Source organism: Rhodohalobacter sp. 614A, from assembly GCF_021462415.1.
Lineage (GTDB): Bacteria > Bacteroidota > Rhodothermia > Balneolales > Balneolaceae > Rhodohalobacter.
This window is the reverse complement of the sequence record NZ_JAKEDS010000005.1, coordinates 1-18,635: the sequence shown is the minus strand read 5'-3', so window position 1 is coordinate 18,635 and position 18,635 is coordinate 1. Positions and strand designations below refer to the sequence as shown.

Annotated in this window: 15 protein-coding genes and 4 tRNA genes; 11 read left to right on the top strand and 8 right to left on the bottom strand. The window is 42.7% G+C overall.

Translation table 11 applies throughout. The features are described 5' to 3' along the window. Positions 1-34 precede the first annotated feature (34 nt). From acnA to purU, 3 genes are all read left to right on the top strand, one after another. Positions 35-2,752 carry an aconitate hydratase AcnA gene (gene acnA / locus L0B18_RS18135; protein ID WP_234573326.1) on the top strand — a complete coding sequence of 906 codons (2,718 nt, stop codon included), beginning with the start codon at positions 35-37 and terminating at the stop codon, positions 2,750-2,752. Between the two features lie 69 nt (positions 2,753-2,821). After that, complete coding sequence (locus L0B18_RS18130) at positions 2,822-4,147, top strand: Na+/H+ antiporter NhaC family protein (RefSeq protein WP_234573325.1); 1,326 nt, start codon at positions 2,822-2,824, stop codon at positions 4,145-4,147. Between the two features lie 6 nt (positions 4,148-4,153). Then, positions 4,154-4,990, top strand: a complete 837-nt coding sequence (gene purU, locus L0B18_RS18125; protein ID WP_234573324.1) for a formyltetrahydrofolate deformylase — start codon at positions 4,154-4,156, stop codon at positions 4,988-4,990. A 44-nt stretch (positions 4,991-5,034) separates the two neighbouring features. Here the strand turns inward: purU and L0B18_RS18120 are convergent, their stop codons facing one another. The 8 genes from L0B18_RS18120 to L0B18_RS18085 form a co-directional block, all read right to left on the bottom strand. Then, positions 5,035-6,186, bottom strand: coding sequence for an FAD-dependent oxidoreductase (locus L0B18_RS18120; RefSeq protein ID WP_234573323.1), 1,152 nt, complete (start codon positions 6,184-6,186; stop codon positions 5,035-5,037). 5 nt (positions 6,187-6,191) lie between these two features. After that, entirely contained in the window at positions 6,192-6,896 is a 705-nt protein-coding gene (locus L0B18_RS18115; protein ID WP_234573322.1) for a methyltransferase domain-containing protein, read from the bottom strand. A 3-nt stretch (positions 6,897-6,899) separates the two neighbouring features. Further along, positions 6,900-7,997, bottom strand: a complete 1,098-nt coding sequence (locus tag L0B18_RS18110) for a type III polyketide synthase (protein ID WP_234573321.1) — start codon at positions 7,995-7,997, stop codon at positions 6,900-6,902. Between the two features lie 97 nt (positions 7,998-8,094). After that, entirely contained in the window at positions 8,095-9,453 is a 1,359-nt protein-coding gene (locus L0B18_RS18105; protein ID WP_234573320.1) for an MATE family efflux transporter, read from the bottom strand. A gap of 85 nt (positions 9,454-9,538) precedes the next feature. Beyond that, a complete protein-coding gene (locus L0B18_RS18100; RefSeq protein ID WP_234573319.1) occupies positions 9,539-13,411 on the bottom strand; it encodes a sensor histidine kinase in 3,873 nt (1,290 codons plus the stop codon). Between the two features lie 88 nt (positions 13,412-13,499). Next, positions 13,500-13,913: a ribosome silencing factor gene (gene rsfS / locus L0B18_RS18095; protein ID WP_234573318.1), complete on the bottom strand. Its 414-nt coding sequence runs from the start codon at positions 13,911-13,913 to the stop codon at positions 13,500-13,502. 6 nt (positions 13,914-13,919) lie between these two features. Continuing rightward, entirely contained in the window at positions 13,920-14,378 is a 459-nt protein-coding gene (locus tag L0B18_RS18090) for a LytR C-terminal domain-containing protein (RefSeq protein WP_234573317.1), read from the bottom strand. Between the two features lie 8 nt (positions 14,379-14,386). Beyond that, positions 14,387-14,875: a hypothetical protein gene (locus tag L0B18_RS18085; protein ID WP_234573316.1), complete on the bottom strand. Its 489-nt coding sequence runs from the start codon at positions 14,873-14,875 to the stop codon at positions 14,387-14,389. 281 nt (positions 14,876-15,156) lie between these two features. Between L0B18_RS18085 and queA the strand changes: the two genes are divergently transcribed. From queA to L0B18_RS18045, 8 genes are all read left to right on the top strand, one after another. Next, on the top strand, positions 15,157-16,203 hold the full coding sequence (gene queA / locus L0B18_RS18080; protein ID WP_234573315.1) for a tRNA preQ1(34) S-adenosylmethionine ribosyltransferase-isomerase QueA: 1,047 nt from the start codon (positions 15,157-15,159) through the stop codon (positions 16,201-16,203). A 3-nt stretch (positions 16,204-16,206) separates the two neighbouring features. Continuing rightward, the gene (ispD, locus tag L0B18_RS18075) at positions 16,207-16,905 is read left to right on the top strand and encodes a 2-C-methyl-D-erythritol 4-phosphate cytidylyltransferase (RefSeq protein ID WP_234573314.1); all 699 of its coding nucleotides are present in this window, start codon (positions 16,207-16,209) and stop codon (positions 16,903-16,905) included. Continuing rightward, on the top strand, positions 16,902-17,381 hold the full coding sequence (ispF, locus tag L0B18_RS18070) for a 2-C-methyl-D-erythritol 2,4-cyclodiphosphate synthase (protein ID WP_234573313.1): 480 nt from the start codon (positions 16,902-16,904) through the stop codon (positions 17,379-17,381). Before ispD ends, ispF begins: the two co-directional genes overlap by 4 nt. Position 17,382: 1 nt before the next feature. Next, entirely contained in the window at positions 17,383-18,024 is a 642-nt protein-coding gene (locus L0B18_RS18065; protein ID WP_234573312.1) for a DedA family protein, read from the top strand. 140 nt (positions 18,025-18,164) lie between these two features. Further along, a tRNA-Thr gene (locus L0B18_RS18060) sits at positions 18,165-18,236 on the top strand. 23 nt (positions 18,237-18,259) lie between these two features. Further along, positions 18,260-18,342 (top strand) — tRNA-Tyr (locus L0B18_RS18055). A gap of 14 nt (positions 18,343-18,356) precedes the next feature. After that, a tRNA-Gly gene (locus L0B18_RS18050) sits at positions 18,357-18,429 on the top strand. 11 nt (positions 18,430-18,440) lie between these two features. Next, a tRNA-Thr gene (locus L0B18_RS18045) sits at positions 18,441-18,512 on the top strand. The last annotated feature ends 123 nt before the right edge of the window (positions 18,513-18,635 follow it).

Below are 18,635 nucleotides of genomic sequence, written 5' to 3'. Positions count from 1 at the left end.
ATCTTAACATGTTGAAAAATCAACTGAGGACTTTATGACATCCAACAACCCACTTAAGCAAACCAAAGTAGCATTTAACACTGGTTCGGGTGAGGCTCATCTCTATAGCCTTAAAAAACTGGAAGAACTTGGCTACGGGAATATCAGCAAACTGCCATTTACGATTAAAATTTTATTGGAGGCCGTTTTAAGAGAATTCGACGGCTACGCCATCACGGAAAATGACATCAAACTTCTCGCAAATTATAATGCAAAAAATCCGGAAGGAGAGATCCCTTTCAAACCATCACGGGTTGTGTTGCAGGATTTTACGGGCGTTCCGGCGGTTGTGGATTTAGCCGCTCTCCGGTCTGCCATGAAACGAATGGGAGGGGATCCAAAGTCCATCAACCCACAAGTTCCGGTGGATCTTGTAATTGACCACTCTGTTCAGGTAGATATGTTTGGCCGTGACGCCGCGCTGATGTTTAACGTGGAAAAAGAGATGGAGAGGAATAACGAACGCTATCAATTCCTGAAGTGGGGCAAAGAAGCTTTTGATAATTTCCGGGTAGTTCCTCCGGGGCGTGGAATTGTTCACCAGGTAAACCTTGAGTACCTGGCAAAAGGAGTTTTTACTCGTAAAGAAGCTGACGGTTCAACCGTTGCTTACCCTGATACATTGGTGGGAACCGACTCTCACACCACGATGATTAACGGACTCGGAATTCTTGGTTGGGGTGTTGGCGGAATTGAAGCGGAAGCGGCTATGTTGGGTCAGCCCATTTCCATGTTGGTGCCTGAAGTTGTGGGTATGAAACTGACTGGCGCTCTTCGAGAAGGCGTCACGGCAACAGACTTGACTCTGACCGTAACCCAGATGCTTCGCAAGCACGGTGTGGTTGGCAAGTTTGTGGAATTTTATGGTGATGGAATCAGCAATATGAGTCTGCCAGATCGTGCAACCATTGCAAACATGGCTCCTGAATATGGCGCAACCATGGGTTTCTTCCCGATTGATGAAGAATCCCTTCGTTATATGAGCCGAACAGGGCGCGCAAAAGAACTGGTTGATCTGGTTGGAAGTTATACCAAAGCACAAGGACTCTTCAGAACAGATGATACTATTGATCCGGAATTTTCATCCACACTTGAGCTGGATCTCAGTACGGTTGAAACATCACTCGCCGGACCGAAACTTCCGCACGACCGGATTGTGCTGAAAAATATGAAAACGACTTTTGAGCAATCTCTGACCAGTGACGACCCGACAATGGGCTTTAGCCTCACACAGGAAAAACTGGCAAACAAAGGTGTGTACAAAAATGGCCAGCAAATTGAAATGAAACACGGCGATGTGGTAATTGCCGCTATCACAAGTTGTACCAACACATCCAACCCAAGTGTGATGCTTGGCGCAGGTATTGTAGCCAAAAAAGCATACGAACGCGGACTCAAAGTTCCCGCGTATGTGAAAACGTCACTGGCACCGGGTTCCAGGGTTGTAACCGAATATTTGCAAGAAGCCGGTCTCACAGAATACATGGACAAACTCGGTTTTAATCTTGTGGGTTACGGATGTACAACTTGTATCGGTAACTCAGGCCCGCTTCCCGAACCGGTTGAAAGAGCCATTAAAGAAGGCGATTTGATTGCTGCCGGAGTTCTCTCAGGCAACAGAAACTTCGAAGGCCGAATCCATCCGTGGGTGAAAGCGAATTTCCTCGCGTCACCTCCGCTTGTAGTGGCATACGCATTGGCAGGAACCGTTCATATTGATCTTGCTAACGAGCCAATCGGCAAAGATAAAGATGGAAAAGACGTTTACCTGAAAGAGATTTGGCCGACGACCGCAGAAATCGCCGAGCATCTGGACAGCGCCATTCGTCCTGAACTGTTTGAAAAAATGTACAGCGACATTTTTGAATCAGAAACGTGGGAAAAAATTCCTGTGAAAGGTGGAGATCTTTTCGAATGGGATGATTCATCCACATACATTCAGGAACCGCCATTCTTTATGGGAATGGAAGGTGATCCTGCTCCGATTCAACCCATTAAAGGGGCAAAAGTGCTCGTCAAAGTAGGCGATTCAATCACAACCGATCACATTTCACCCGCCGGAAATATTAAGGAAGATGCGCCTGCAGGTGAATATCTGAAAGCACATGGCGTTGAGAAAAAAGATTTCAACTCCTACGGATCACGTCGGGGCAACGACCGTGTGATGACACGCGGTACTTTCGCAAACGTACGGTTTAAAAATCAACTGGCTCCCGGAACGGAAGGCGGTTTTACGAAATATCACCCAACCGGTGAAATCACAACAATCTTTGATGCTTCGTTGAAGTATAAAGAATCAAATACTCCGCTGGTTGCATTGGCCGGTACGCAGTACGGAACCGGCTCATCTCGTGACTGGGCTGCAAAAGGAACCAATCTTCTTGGTGTGAAATGTGTGATTGCCGTTTCTTACGAGCGTATTCACCGATCCAATCTGATCCAAATGGGAGTTCTGCCGCTTCAATTTAAAGAAGGAGATAGCGCTGACAGCCTTGGACTTGATGGTACGGAAGCATTTAACATTCACGTGGATGACAATGTGAAAGCTCGCGACGAAATCAAAGTTACCGCCACCAAAGAAGACGGAACCCAGATTGAGTTTGTAACTGATTGCCGAATCGATACACCCGTTGAAGTGGATTACTACCGAAATGGCGGAATTCTGCACAAAGTTCTCCGCGATTATGTGGAAGAGGATAAGCAGAAGAGCTAATTATTGATTCGATAATATCTAATTAATAAAAGCCCGATCTAATACAGGTCGGGCTTTTTAATTCCCCCTATGGATCAACTCAACAGCCGGAAAGCAACACTCTCTCTTCTTCCGTTTTTACTATTCATAGCTCTTTTTCTTGGTTCGGGAATCGTTCTCCAAGTTCAGGGAGTCGATCATCCATTCCAACAATTGCCGGGCCAGGTGGCCATTATTCCTGCACTCATTCTAGCGATTCTTCTTCATCGGAAGCCCTTAAAAGAATCTATCGCCATTTTAGTAAAAGGGGCCGGGAATGATAATATCATCACCATGTGTATGATATTCTTGTTGGCAGGTGCTTTTTCAAGTGTGGCCGAAGCGACTGGTGGAGTGGAAGCCGTTGTCAATGCCGGACTTCAAATTATACCGGCCGGTTATATTTTACCGGGCTTGTTTGTGATTGCCGCATTGATTTCTCTGGCGATGGGAACTTCCGTAGGTACAATTGGAGCGTTAGCTCCGGTGGCTGTTGGTTTTGCCGATCAAACCGGTACCGATCCAACGTTTCTTGCCGGAGCCCTTTTTGGCGGTGCAATGTTTGGGGATAACCTCTCCATTATTTCTGATACGACGATTGCCGCTACCCGAACCCAAGGTGTAGAAATGCGGGATAAATTTCGGGAAAACATTAAGGTGGCATTGCCTGCTGCGATTATCTCAGTCATTGTTTTTCTATTGATCGCGACCGACTCGGCGCCCGTAGAAAGTCAGCAGATGCAGTGGCTGGCTACCATTCCGTATATAGCTATTTTAGTTCTGGCAGTAGGTGGTATGAATGTATTTTTGGTTTTGATTCTCGGAATTATTCTTGCTGCTTTACAGGGAGTTCTTTTGACCGGATATGAGCTTTCTTCTTTGGGAGGAGATATTTCTGCCGGATTCGCCAGTATGTTTGGAATTTTTATACTGGCGATGTTTGTCGGATCGCTCGCCGAATTTATCAAACAGCAGGGCGGACTCCAATGGATTGCCGGGAAAATCAACCGAATGGCAGAGAAAGCATCCCGAACTGGCAATAGAGCACAGCAACTGGCAATCGGTGCTTTGGCGTTTATCACGGATATTTGTGTGGCAAATAATGTGGTAGCCATTGTCGTAACGGGTGAAATCAGTCGCTCCATTGCAAAAAAACACAATATCTCTCCCAAAAGAACGGCCAGCCTTCTGGATATTTTTGCATGTTCGGCGCAGAGTTTTATACCCTATGGAAATCAGGCTCTTCTGCTAAGTGCCACATTTGCCATTTCTCCGTGGGAGGCCGTCACTCACAATTATTATGGGTTGATTCTGTTCGTATGTGCATTCATATTTATCGGTTATCGAAAACGGCAGCATTCTTCACATTTATCCTGATAAAAAATGTCGAAACAAATTGTTCTTATTGATTGTCCGGATGCAAAGGGACTCGTTTATAATATCACAAAAGTGATTTATGATTTGGGGTTGAACATCATCAGTAACCATGAGTTTGTGGATTCAAATTCCGGTTATTTTCTTATGAGAACCGTGTTAGAGGGAAGTCATCCGGAAGAGCCATTCAGAAAGAAATTGACTGACGTATTACCTGAGGAAGCCAACATTCGTCTTTCTGCACTTCGTAAAAAACCGGTTGTGATTCTGGCGACCAAAGAAACTCATTGCCTGGGCGATTTGCTACTCCGAAATGCGGATAATGAACTGGCCTGTGATATAAAAGCGGTCATCAGCAATCATGATTCACTCAGAAAATTGACGGAATCGTTCAATATTCCATACCACTATATTTCTGCGGAGGCTTATTCCAGAGAAGAGCATGAGCAGAAAATTTTGGCATGTCTCAATGATTATGAACCGGAATATCTTGTGCTTGCAAAATATATGCGAATTTTCACACCCGGATTCATCAAACATTATCCGTATCGCATTATCAATATTCATCACTCTTTTTTGCCGGCATTTATTGGAGCTTCACCCTACCAGCAGGCGTTTGAGCGGGGAGTAAAAATTATTGGAAGCACGTCTCATTTTGTTACCGAAAACCTGGACGAAGGTCCGATAATTGTCCAAGATGTGATTCCCGTCAATCATACTTTTACAGCGGCTGGAATGGCCCGGGCGGGTCGGGATATTGAGAAAAATGTCCTTGCAAAATCCCTAAAGTTGGTGCTCGAAAACCGGGTGTTTATTTATAAGGATAAGACGATTGTTTTTGATTGAGCATTGGTAACTAAATACTCAAAAAGCTCAGGATAGCAAAAAAGCTAAATCCACCATTTTCCAAGTCCTCTCATTGTAAAAATTTGAGCAAGTAATTTGTTAAGCCTGCTTTTCAGAGAAATGGTCATCATCATTTTATAGAAGAATGTGGACGTCTCTTTTCGTCCGAGATGCATATTCATTTCTGCCCGTTTAGCAACTTGCCTGGCAATTTTTTTCCTGTTTTTCGAGTATTCTGAAAATAGTCTCTTTTGGTTTGATGAATCCTCCAGGGTATTCTTCAGAACGGAAGTGACATGCTCCGCATCCAGCCAGCCGAGATTCATTCCCTGTCCACCGATGGGACTTACAACATGAGCTGCATCTCCGGCCAACAGCACATTTTGGTGAACGTATTTTTCAGCCGAATACTGCTGTACTCCAAAACTGCTGACCATGAAATTTTTGGCGCCATAGAGAATATGATGAATCCTTGTACGTACAATCTCGGCAATCATTTGCGGAGTGGGATTTTCAATATATCGATCGGTTTTTAGCACCCAACGTCTCTGATCATTTGGAAGGGGAAACGACTCAATCAATCCTTCAGAATGAAGATAAACAGCGGCATCGGAGCCGAATGGAGTTGTATCTTCAAAATCGCCCATGATGTAACAGTCGGGGTAGGCTTTTCCGATGAATTCTATCCCTGCCAGTTTTCGGACAATACTGTTTTTGCCATCGCAGCCAACAAGAAATCTGCTGCGGATGGATTTTGTGTCTCTATTGTGTGTGAATTTGATTTCTGTTGAATCATGAGTTTGAGAAATCCCAGTTACTTCAGAGCCACGAATGAAGGCATCAGGATCTGATTTTCGTACCCAGTTTTCAAGGATTCTCTCTGTTTTCCATTGTGGAAGTGCCAGAATAAACCTGAAGGGAGGAGGACAGTCTTCAAATGAAATCGTACCAAGTTCTTTCGCATCCCAAAAAGCAATTCCTTTTTTAATTTTTAATCCTTCTTTTAAAAAAGGTTTTACAATACCGGCTGTATGAAAAAGCTCCATCGATACAGGATGAATGCCAAGTGATTTGGAATGTCGATCGATTTTATTTCTTTTTTCCAGAACCTTGCATGAAATTCCATGCTGAATCAATCGTCCCGCGAGAAATAAACCCACGGGACCACCGCCAACAATAACAATATCTGTTTCCAAATTGCTCAATTTGTTTGCGATTCATGAGTGGCCAAAAGCCGAAAGGGAAACTGTTTGTGTACATTCCAGCCATCTGGCAATGCATTTTGAAGTTCTTCTTTTCGAAAACTTTTTTTGATGGAAGTTAGTCCGTCCGGTACGATAAAGCTGTTGTGAAAAATCAGAGATGCTGAAATCTTAAAAGAGGCATAACCGACATCACTTCGTTCAATATCATTAAATACAATCCGTTTCGAGGCAAGTTTTTCAGCTTCCCCGCAAATCGTTAAAAGTTCGGAATTTGTGAGATGATGGATCAGGTGATTAGAAATTACAATGTCAAAAGAGTGGTTTTTCTTGATCAAATCGGAAGCACTGGCTTGTAAAAAAGAAATATTTTCGGGCGATTCTTTTTTTGATACAAACCGGATGGCACGGGCATCCGGATCAATTCCGGTAAATCTAACCTGAAATCCATCTCTTTTTGAAAGCTGATCCAGCAGTTGAATAATGTCTCCGCCACCGCAGCCAATATCAAGGATAGAATATTCTTTAGATGGATCAGAAAAAACCGGACGGATATATTTTTTATAAACACGTTGCCAGCCCGAAAGAAGTTTGTTTATGGTCGTGAATTGCTGGTATGTATTAAAAAGCAGATGCGTGTCGCAATCCGGTTGATCCATCTTTTCCGTGAGCTTCTCATCTCGTTTTTTCAGAAAGAGAGGCATGGCTCAGCGAGTGATTTTGGAAAGCAGCGCAGACTCCAGCGTGAGCCCGGGACCAAACGACATGGCCAATGTTTTCTTCTCCGGTTTATCTGATGTTTGATCGAGTAGTTCTTTCAACACAAAAAGGATGGTGGCACTACTCATGTTACCATATTTCGAAAGTACTTTTCGTGATGAACCGGCTGTTCCTTTTGGGATGGACGTAGACGATTCAAGCTTGTCAAGAATTGCTTTTCCGCCGGGATGAATTGCCCATTGTTCAATTTCATCTTGGCTGATTTTAAACTGATTGATTACATCCAAGAGAAAGTCATCCATACCTTCTTTGAGGAGATCAGGAATATAGTTGGATAAAATCATATTAAAACCTGTATCGCCAATGGACCATGCCATGTCATCCGCACCCTTTTTGTTGATGGAGGAAGCAAATCCATCGAGCCTGAATGATTGTTTCTCAGGCATTTTACTACTGATAATAACTCCGGCACCCCCATCTGCAAAAACAGTAGAAGACAAAAGGTTATCCATTTGGGTATTTGCCTGAAAATGGATGGAACAGAGTTCTACAGAAACAACAAGAACGGTAGATTTTTCATCTGCCTGGCAAAATTGCCGGGCCATTTTCAGGGCGGGGATGGATGCGTAACATCCCATAAATCCAAGATGATAACGCTCAACCGAAGGATTCAAACCAAGCGATTCAATGATATCGAAATCGGGGCCGGGAGCGTAAAATCCTGTGCAGGAAACGGTTACCAGATGTGTGATATCGGCTGCTTTAAAATCGGAATTTTTTAGAAGTTTCTTAGCTACTTCCACAAACAGTTTACGTCCCTGTTGGATATAAAGGTCATTTCGGCTTTTTGTGCCGGGAGTCGCTCCTTGTCCGTTGAAAAATAATTTGGGCGATTTTCTGTCTTTAAAATCATCCACGACGGAATAGCGCGTGTCAATTCCTGAATTGGAATACAGATGATGGATGATTCGTTTTTCCCGTTTTGTGGAACCCACTACATCTTTCATGATATCGCGAAGTTCGGTCTGCTGATATTTAAACTCCGGAACGGCAGTTTCAATAGAATGGATGTAGGCGGAGTTCATTTCAGTAAAGATTAGATGAAGTAGTTGTATGTACTAACTATTCTAATCAATCTGAAATGGAAAACTTTCGTTCGGCAGACTAAACTCAGTGAAGGTGTTAAGCGCCCATTGCTTTGGTTCGGATGTAAAATCGAACATTGTGTAAAATTCCGGCCACAGTGAGTCCTGTAATCAACCCCACCCACAAACCGGGTGCGCCATAATCAGAGATAAATCCGAGGTAGTAGGCAACTGAAAGTCCTACAATCCAATAGGCAAACAGGTTCACAAACATAGGAACTTTCGTGTCTTTCAATCCTCGCAATGCACCGAAACCAGCTACTTGTAATCCGTCGGAGAGTTGAAAAATTGCAGCCATAAAAAGCAGCTCAACCGCGATGGCTTTCACTGCGGCATCATCTGTATAGATGGATGCAATTTGATTCGGGAAAAGAAAAATAATTATCGCAGTAACAATCATTACACAGCAGCAAACTACCACCCCGATATATCCGCGAAATTGGGCTTCATCTGGCCTTTTTCTCCCGATTGAATTTCCAACCCGAGCTGTAATTGCAACGGATAAGCCAAAGGGAATCATAAACATCAAAGCGGCAAAGTTGATGGCTACCTGGTGTCCCGCAACGGCTACGGTACTCAGTGTACTGATCAGCAAACTTACACAAGCAAACATCGAAACTTCCATTGTGGAACTGATTCCAATCGGCACGCCAATCCGCAATAATTCGGAGAGATATTTTTTTTCGGGTAATCGGAACCGGGAGAAGATATCGAACCGTTCGTAAGATTTATAAGTGTATGTAAAACTAAACATGGCCAGGAACATAACCGTGTAGACGATCGCAGAAGCATAGCCTGTTCCGACGGCTCCCATGGCAGGAATTCCCAATTTACCATACATCAACACATAATTCGCGGGAATGTTGACCAGTGTTCCCAGAAAAGCCACAAACATGGCCGGGCGGGTTACGCTCAATCCCTCATTAAAATTTCGAAGCGCACCATATGCATAGAGAGGGAAAATTCCCCAGGAAATGGCTTTTAAATAACCTCCTGCAATCGGGATGATATTTTCTGTGACTCCAATCCAGACAAACACAATGTCGAGATTGCGGAGCACGAAAAAACTGGGGATTGCAAGTATTTGACTGAGCCACAAAACCTGCCGTGCATTTTTTCCAATTACAGAGAGTTTCCGTCCGCCCACATTTTGTGCTACAATCGGTGTAACGCCCATCATGCTTCCCATACAGAGAACAACAAACGGAATGAGCATACTTGTACCTACGGCCACTGCAGCAAGGTCAGCCGGAGAAAGCCGTCCGGCCATAACGGTGTCCACAAAGCTCATACTCATTTGAAGAAGCTGGGCGATTATGACCGGAAATCCAATTCTCCATAAGTTGGAGACTTCTTTCCGTATTTGCTGGCGATATGATTCATCTCGGAAATTCATCAGAAGGGGAGGATGGTACGAAAATTTGAGCAGAAAGATGAGAACTAATTTGTCAAATTATTGAATATAAAGGTTATGGCAGAAATCAGTTTAGGGGAAGTTCTACAAAGAAATCAGTGCCTTCTCCTTTTCTGGATTTGAACCAGATTTTACCGTCATGAGCTTCAACAATTTTCTTGGAAATAGCCAAACCTAATCCGGTTCCGCTGGATTTTGTTGAAAACTTCGGAACAAAGATTTTATCGTGATCTTCCTCATCAATCCCTGAACCGTTATCCGTAATTTTTACAAGCACGGATTCGGAGTTCTTTTCAAGCAATATTTTTATGTATGCGTGCTCATTATCACACGCTTCAATGGCATTTTTGATGAGATTCACAAAAACCCGGCGCAGTTCATCTTTTACCGCATGCACCATTACTGATTTTCCGGGGATCTGAATATCCAGATGTAAGGTGATTTCGTGATTATAAAGATCGGAAACAGATTCAAGCAAACCAGCCAGTTCTACCGGTTCTTTGGGCTCTTGCATTGGCTGGGCAAATTTTGAAAAATCAGAGGCAATTTTATTCAGAGATTCAATTTGCCCGATGATATTGTTGGCGGTTTTTTCAATCAGCGGTTTTAGTTCAAGGGCTTTGTCAGGGTTACTTTCCAATTGTCTCTGCAGATGTTGAAGATTCAACTTCATGGGGGTCAGAGGATTTTTGATTTCGTGAGCAACCTGTTGAGCCATTTCTTTCCAGGCCGATTCTCTTTCCGCTTTTACCAACTCTTTTTGAGCCTCTTCAAGTTGGATGACCATATTGTTATAAGCGTTTGCAAGAGAACCGATTTCATCGCGGCTGGTAACGGGGACTTTGGTTTTCATATCTCCCCGCGAAATTTTCTTCAAACCCGTTTGAATGAGTGAAAGTGGCTTCGTCAGCTGTCCGGAGAGTAGTACGGATCCGCCAATAAACAGGGCGAATATAAAAAGATAAACCACAAACAAATAACTGGTAGTTTCCAATAACTGTTCATTATAAACCGGTGATTGAAGAAATGTTGGAATGGCTATTACGCCAATGGTTTCGCCGGCTGAGTTTTGCAGAGATTGATAACCAACCAGCAGTTCTTCGTTTCCAATTCTTGAAGTGGTGATGTAATGACTTCTCTGCCGGTTGTAAATAAAATCATAAACAGGAAATGGAAGAATGGAAGGAATTAAATTTTGTTGAAAAACCTGAGGAGTTGTGGATTCGACCACGTTTGCATTGCGATACAGAATCACATCTACATTAAATTGTGAAGTAAGATCTGAAAGCTGAATCGTCGTAGCTTCTGTTTCTCCGGCCAGGGCGGCATCTTTTAGAGAAACGGATAAATTATTCAGATTTTGAATCAATTCCCGTTCCAGCGTTTTTTCATTCTGAATGCCAACAGCATATTGAGTGGCAAATGTGAGGACAATCAGGAAGAGAATGGTGGCAAGTGCCAGGCCATCAATCAAACGGGCTTTGAATTTTCTGCTTTGGCCAAAGGGACTGAAGTGCCGTAAACCGATCAAAGAAAAAATGGAGAAGCAAAACAACCCAAAGAATATCAACACAATTTGCAACCTGAAGTAGGAAAACAGGTGTTGATCCAAACCAGGGAAAGGTGTGCTCGCTTTAATAATTTTGCGAGTATCGGTGTTGACAAGAACCTCCCTGAAAATACCATGGGCTGTTTTATTGGTCAGGAAATTAATGGAATCAATTTGCGCTATTTCCAGCTCACGGGCCGGCAGCATATGGTATTGCGGCTGGTGATTGTACAGACCAATCATGCTGTTTCTTGTTAACTGGCTGCCGGTAAATTCAGCAAGATAAAAGCTCTGTTTCCACGCATCAGAAGGCATTTCTGAAAGTACTGCACGCATGGGTTTGTTATAATCGGCTCGTTCCAGATATACATCTGCTGCAACCCACGCGATGATATCCCGCGGATTTTCTTGATCATAGATTGGAATCCAGCCGCGTGACAGGGAGATAAACCGGTCTGACAGATTCAGCGGAAGGTTGTCCCAGATAACAGGGCGGTTGGTGTGCCATCGAATCTGTTCACCCCGGTAAGTTCGAAGCATAATATCCCTGTTATAGAAAGATGTAGACCAGGCCGGGGTTTCAACGGTTGTCGAATAGCTCGCAATTTCGCGGTTATCTTCTGAGATTAATTTAATATAGAACGAGTAATCTGACCACTGCTGCCGGATGTTCTGCTGAACGATTTGCTGAAACTGAATCTGAACGGCTGAAATATTATCGTCAATGTCTTGAGCGGTAACGTCCGAAAATTCGTACTCAATATCTGCGAGAAGATCGTATAAAATAGTTCGTGTATCAATAGATCCTTCCTCTGTGAAACTGGCTACATTTTCAAGAAGCCTTTCATCTAACCGCATGTTCATTGCTGTCCAGATGATGACGTAAATAGTTGAGGAAGCGATGAGCACGCCGATCATCAACTTTCGGAAACCAGACATCTCTTTAATGAGATCCGGATATAAATGTAAAAAGTGAATGATGATGAGATAGATTAACAACAACACTATCGATAGCAGAAACATCCAGTCCACAATGATGAAATCATTAACGATCAAGTCCATCAAAAAATAGGTGCAGAAGAAACTGAAGGCAGTAATAATTGCGATGAGTACGGATTTTCCATCCTCAATAAGATTTAGATGATAGCCTGCCGAAATAGCGAAACCAGAAACCCCTGTAAAAAATAATCCGGAGGATATGTAGAAGAAAAAGGAGTGAGCATTGGGAGCGAGTTCTAAATCCAGCAACGGAATTTCGCTGTTCGTGAGCAGGGTTTGGGTCGACTGGATAAAAAATGATATTAGGAGAACCTGGATAGCTCCAAAAAAAAAGGAGAGCAGAAATGCCCGGGAAAGTTTGCTGTTCCACTCTTTGCGTTTGGTAAGTTGAACAAGGTTGTTAAACGCTATGAACAGAAAGAGAATAAAGAGTCCATTTACCGTGTAGAGGGTCAATTCCCGGATAGACCGCAATTCAATTCCGGGCGTCATGGTATGAATCATGGACGACCACAGCCCGATAAAATTGATGGATAAGATCAATGGCCACGCGAGAGCAATAATCAGGAAAACCAATGCACGAATAGTTACATCTCTTTTATTTGATGACCAGATAATCAGCATAATAAAAAAGACAATGAAAATAGCTACGTGAAAGGCGAACCTTATAGAAGTTGTATTTAGGCTGTCATCATTGGATTGCTGGATGTTGAAAGACTGGTTTGGAAGAGCATAAACGGTGCCGACTGAGTCACTGAAAGCGGTACTTAATGTTCGGTAAATGGCATTCTCCGGCATGTTGCCAAAGAAGTTGAAATAGACCGGGTAATGATCTCTTAAAGCAGGTTCGCTGGAAAAAGGAGACCTTCCGTTTTCAGCAAAAGGAAGGTCTGTCACCGTATAGAGTTTTTCTGCAGCCAGGATTATATAATGCTCTCCGTTAAAATCAAGCGTCCGCCGACTTAAATAGACAACCACATTGTTGTAATTGGCAATAGATATTTTATCTGCATCGGTATCTATAGTTGCCGAGTCGGAAGGAGTACTCAGGTCAAATCCTTTCCAGATCCATTTAGAATTTCCTCTCAGAACGGTAACTCCCCATACATCGTAATTGTCAAGCCGGTTATAGAGAGCCATTCTCTCTACGTCCGTTTGGATGGCTTCGCTGATATCGTTGTAAATCCGGTTTGATTTTTCACGAAAGTCGCCGGAGAGATCATCAAAAAAATCTACGCTTGCTTCGAGCGAGAGTTGAATATCTTCATCTGTAGGAATACCGTTATCGGACGTTCCTGAAATTTGAATGGCTTCAAATACAGCAAGGCCTACTAACAAAATGACCAGGATAGAAACGCAGAGATTGGTTGAATATGTAGCTAACCTGGACAAGCAGAAAAGCGTTAATTAATGTTTGCGATGGTACAGATCTGATAATTGGCTAAAGTTAATAAAACTTTGGCAGTTCAATATTAAAGGGCTATGGTGTGTCTTCAATCTCTGTAATTTCGGCGTCATTCCACATGCGCTCAATTCCATAATATTGTCGTTTTTCTTCGCTAAAGATATGAACAACAACATTTACGTAATCCAGGATAATCCACCTTCTGGCATCCATTCCCTCTTTTTTCCACACATTTTCTTCCAATTCTTCTTTTACTTTTTCGATAGCACTGTTGGCTAATGCGCGGATTTGTGTTTCCGAAGTTCCATGGCAAACGACAAAAAAATCAGTCAATGTTGTAAGTGCCCGAACATCAAGCAATTTTATATTTTTTGCTTTTTTTTCGAGAAGTCCCTCAACAATAGCATCTATTAATTTTTTAGAATCAGATGTTTTGCCCGGTGAATCTGTCTGAAAAATTGATTCGGCAATATCCGTCTTTTTGGTCATAGGCAGTTAATTTAAATTTAAGGATTCATAATCTGTGCCAATCACTAATGTTACATCCAGGTAAAAATCAGGGGATTGTTCTCTGATTACCTGATCGCGGGAAATTCCCAGTGCACTGGCTACCCTGTATGCGTTTTCCATTTGGCCGCTCCGGGAAATCACAAATGTGTCTGAGACATCAAAGTGATCATAATTTCCGGTTTCAACAACATCAAAACCGTACTCTCTAAGTCCATCTGTAAATCGTGTGGCAATTCCGGTTATTCCGCAACCATTCAATACTTCAAGCTGAATAACCTCACTGATCAGCGCCGGGTCTTCCTGAGCACGATCAGCAACAATTCTCGGGTATAAAATACGGGAAAATAAGGCAATGAGTAAGATAAAAAGTAAAACACCCAGAAACCCGATTACAGAATTAAGAAAGAGGTGCTTCGAATTTTCTTCTTTAGAGTCGTTAGCCATCAATGAGCTTAATACCAGGGTGACATCCGGTTATAAAAAGGAGAATAGAATGCTCCGCGTCCATAATAGGCCGGCCGTTGCGAAAACTGAAACGAAATACTGGCATTCGGAGATAATTGATAATCAAGTCTCGCCTGATCGATAATAATCTGTGCGCCTAAACTATTTTCGTTATTCATAAAACTATTGCCGAAGGGAGAGTGGAGGACCGAGACATCCAGCTGAGCATTAAATTTTTCATTCAAATCAAAAAACATATGATTGGTATAGGCATTGATGTTTTGCATCTGGCCGCCAAAATTGCTGAAAGACATCGAATACGAGTGGCTCATTGTCATATTCAGCATATTCATCCAGTTACCCGGGCCCGAATGCGGAGAGGTTGAAACACTGGTTGTATACTGTTCCGGTTGATAAGATAGATCTTCACGTAACTGGGCATTGGCTACAACAACAGTTATTAGAAGAATTAATATGAGAGAAGTAATGAATTTCATAATGATTATGTTTTCTAATCAAACGGTTTCTCAACACCAATAATTATACATAAATGTAAGGAGTTAGTAAATAATTATTATACAAAAAGAAGGTGCAGATTTGTGTTGGCGAATTTCCCTGTAATAACAAGGAGAAGTCTGTTTTAAAAAGAAGGAATGTGATTGAAAAAGTTGTTGTTCACTTTAAACATATTCACCTTGTCAGAGCAAGAAAAAACAGCTATATTTTCTAGCTTCCTTAAAGTTGAAAATTCAAATTCATAATCCCTACTGTTTTGAAAATGAAATTGACAGATTTCAAGTTTGAAATCGATGATTTTAATGTACCTGATGAACCAAAAGACCCAAGAGATGGCTCAAACCTGATGGTTCTTGATCGAGAAGAAGAAACCATCAAACACGAAAAATTTTCTGACATTCATAAATACCTGAACAAGGGAGATGTTGTTGTATATAATAATACAAAGGTATTTCCGGCTAAATTAAAAGGAAAAAAAGAAAAAACTGAAGCCGATATTGAAGTATTCCTTCTCAGAGAGCTGATGCCCGAGAATATGTTGTGGGATGTTTTGGTTGAGCCGGCCCGTAAAATCCGGATCGGTAACAAACTTTATTTCGGTGAAGATTTGATGGCCGAAGTTGTAGACAACACTACATCGCGGGGCCGAACGATTCGTTTCTTATATGAAGGTCCAAATGAAGATCTTTACGCTCGTCTTGATGAGATTGGCGACATGCCGTTGCCTCCGTATATCGAACGCGATCCAAAGGAAACGGATAAAGAACGTTATCAAACCATTTTTGCGAAAGAAAGAGGAGCTGTTGCCGCACCCACTGCCGGCATGCACTTTACCCCCGATCTTGTTGAAAAGCTGGAAAAGAAAGGCGTGGATTTTGTGCCGGTAACCCTTCATATCGGCTGGGGCACATTTCGCCCGGTAGAAGTGGAAGATTTGACCAAGCACCGGATGGATTCCGAGAATTATTACATATCCCAGGAAACCTCTGACAGGATTAATGAAGCTCTGTCAAGCAAAAAAAATAAAGTTTATGCGTGCGGAACTTCTGCCGTTCGGGTTATTGAAACCAGTGTAATGGCAAGCGGCATGTCTAAACCGGGAACAGGCTGGACAGATAAGTTCATTTATCCTGATTATGAGTTTAAGATTACAGAAGGATTGATTACAAATTTTCACAGACCCGAATCAACTCTGTTAATGTTGGCGGCTGCTTTTGGTGGCTTTGAGTTCATCAAAAAAGCATACAAAGAGGCCGTTGATAAAGACTATCGTTTCTTCTCGTTCGGGGATGCAATGTTGATACAATAACACGTGGAAAAGCAACAACTGGCGCTTATAATCCCCGCAGCTGGAAAAGGGGAAAGGCTGGGGGGAGAAGTTCCCAAGCCGTATATTAAAATAGCCGGAAAAACAGTCTTGGAGCATACACTTTCAAGATTCAGGGAGGTTTCCGGTTTGGGAGAGGTGATTGTTTCAACGTCGCAGGAATATGTAGGCTTAACGGAGGACATCCTCAACAATGTTTTTCCGGGTTTAAAATGCTCGGTTGTTGAAGGCGGGGCTGAGCGTCAGGACTCCATTCGAAATGCTCTTGAACAGATATCCGATAAGACAGGGCTAATTGCTGTGCACGATGCAGTCCGCCCCTTTGTAAAGAAAGAAGAAATTGAGAATTGTATTGAGGAAGCGTCAAGATCTGGCGGGGCTGTACTTGCTATTCCCGCACGAGATACGATAAAAATTGCCCGGCCAAGCCTGGAAGTTGAAGAAACACCGGACAGAAAAAAACTTTGGCAGGCACAGACGCCTCAGATTTTTTGGGCGGCTCTGCTACGGGAAGCATATCAATATGCAAAGGAACATAAAATTCTGGGATCAGATGACTCTTCTCTGGTGGAAAGAACCGGTGGAAAAGTTGTTCTTGTAGAGGGATCTTCAGAAAATTTCAAAATTACACATCCACATGATTTAAATGTAGCCCGTTATCTCATCACGCAGGGGGTGGTGTGAGTTTTCGGGTGGGCCAGGGTTTTGATGTGCACCCGTTTGAAGAAGGGCGTAAATTATTCTTGGGCGGGATTGAAATTCCTTTTTCCAAGGGGCTTAAAGGTCACTCGGATGCTGATGCATTGCTTCATGCTATTATTGATGCAATGTTGGGCGCAGCTGCGCTGGGAGATATTGGACAGCATTTTCCCGACACCGATCCCGCTTTTAAAAATGCGGATAGTACAAAGCTTCTGAAAGAATCTTATGCACGGGTTCAAGAAGAAGGCTATTCCATAATAAATGTCGATTCAACTATTGTTGCAGAAAGGCCCAAATTGAGTGCATACATTCCGGGTATACGGAATCATATCGCTGAAGCGTTGGGGTGTAATCAAAACCAAATTTCTGTGAAGGCAACTACAAACGAGAAGATGGGGTTCATCGGCAGGGAAGAAGGAATTGCAGTTCATGCCGTTGTACTTTTAGAAAAAGTGTAACATGGAGGCATACGTACAACAACTTGTTGACTGGATACAAACGCTATCTCCTGTAAGTATCTACCTGATCTTTACGCTTGTTGCATATATGGAGAATATTCTGCCGCCAATTCCGGGGGATGTACTTGTGGCTTTTGGAGGATATCTTGCTGCTGAACAGACGATTAACTTTATACCTGTTTTAATTTTCACAACCATAGCGTCCGTTTTCGGATTTATGAGTATGTATGCGGTTGGTTGGTATTTTGGAGATCGAATTGAGCAAGAACGAAGCCGTTTTTGGCTTATGAGGTTTATTGATGTAAAATATTTCGACAAGATCAACCGGTGGATGGGGCGCTGGGGGCAGGGTGTTATTCTTGCCAATCGTTTTTTAGCCGGTACACGCTCCGCAATCTCCCTTGCTTCCGGAATTACAAAGACAAGAATTTATTCAACTGTTATTAGTTCGTTTATCAGTTCTATTCTGTGGAATACCATTTTGCTTTCATTTGGATGGATTGTGCACGAGAACTGGCAAATTATTGGTCACTATTTAAATGTATATGGCTGGATAATTTTAATTTTGATATCCGTTTTGGTCATAACAAGGGTGATATATAAAAGTCTTCAAAAGAAAAAGGAAGAATCATTAAAAAAATAGCTCAGTTTTGTTGACTAATATCGGAGATGTTCTTATGTTTCAGGTCTTTCGCTTGTGGGGAAATTATGCCCTCAAGATACTGAAAGTTGGGTGAGTAAGTTTTCTTATCTGTACCCGTTGTTTTTTGAAATTTTGGATATGCCAGTGTAGCTCAGTGGTAGAGCAGCGGTTTTGTAAACCGCCGGTCGTCGGTTCAAATCCGGCCACTGGCTCTCTCTGTAAAGAGTAGAAAGAAGGGGGGATACCAAAGTGGCCAACTGGGGCAGACTGTAAATCTGTTGTCGTGAGACTTCGTAGGTTCGAATCCTGCTCCCCCCACATATATCACAATTGCGGGCGTAGCTCAATTGGTAGAGCGTCACCCTTCCAAGGTGAATGTTGCCGGTTCGAGTCCGGTCGCCCGCTCACTGAAACAAGCCGATATAGCTCAGGGGTAGAGCACTTCCATGGTAAGGAAGGGGTCGTCGGTTCAATTCCGACTATCGGCTCTTCAGATTGAACGTTCAAAAGTAAATAAAACTAATAAATAATTTTTTAACCATGGCAAAAGAGACATTTCAACGTACCAAGCCGCATGTGAATATAGGTACGATAGGTCACGTAGATCACGG

Bases quoted from the DNA above. Each gene is read 5' to 3' on its own strand.
- rsfS (WP_234573318.1), bottom strand. From the start codon at position 13,913: ATGACCAAAAAGACGGATATTGCCGAATCAATTTTTCAGACAGATTCA.
- acnA (WP_234573326.1), top strand. From the start codon at position 35: ATGACATCCAACAACCCACTTAAGCAAACCAAAGTAGCATTTAACACT.
- L0B18_RS18115 (WP_234573322.1), bottom strand. From the start codon at position 6,896: ATGCCTCTCTTTCTGAAAAAACGAGATGAGAAGCTCACGGAAAAGATG.
- L0B18_RS18130 (WP_234573325.1), top strand. From the start codon at position 2,822: ATGGATCAACTCAACAGCCGGAAAGCAACACTCTCTCTTCTTCCGTTT.
- L0B18_RS18090 (WP_234573317.1), bottom strand. From the start codon at position 14,378: ATGGCTAACGACTCTAAAGAAGAAAATTCGAAGCACCTCTTTCTTAAT.
- purU (WP_234573324.1), top strand. From the start codon at position 4,154: ATGTCGAAACAAATTGTTCTTATTGATTGTCCGGATGCAAAGGGACTC.
- queA (WP_234573315.1), top strand. From the start codon at position 15,157: ATGAAATTGACAGATTTCAAGTTTGAAATCGATGATTTTAATGTACCT.
- L0B18_RS18085 (WP_234573316.1), bottom strand. From the start codon at position 14,875: ATGAAATTCATTACTTCTCTCATATTAATTCTTCTAATAACTGTTGTT.
- L0B18_RS18065 (WP_234573312.1), top strand. From the start codon at position 17,383: ATGGAGGCATACGTACAACAACTTGTTGACTGGATACAAACGCTATCT.
- L0B18_RS18105 (WP_234573320.1), bottom strand. From the start codon at position 9,453: ATGAATTTCCGAGATGAATCATATCGCCAGCAAATACGGAAAGAAGTC.
- L0B18_RS18110 (WP_234573321.1), bottom strand. From the start codon at position 7,997: ATGAACTCCGCCTACATCCATTCTATTGAAACTGCCGTTCCGGAGTTT.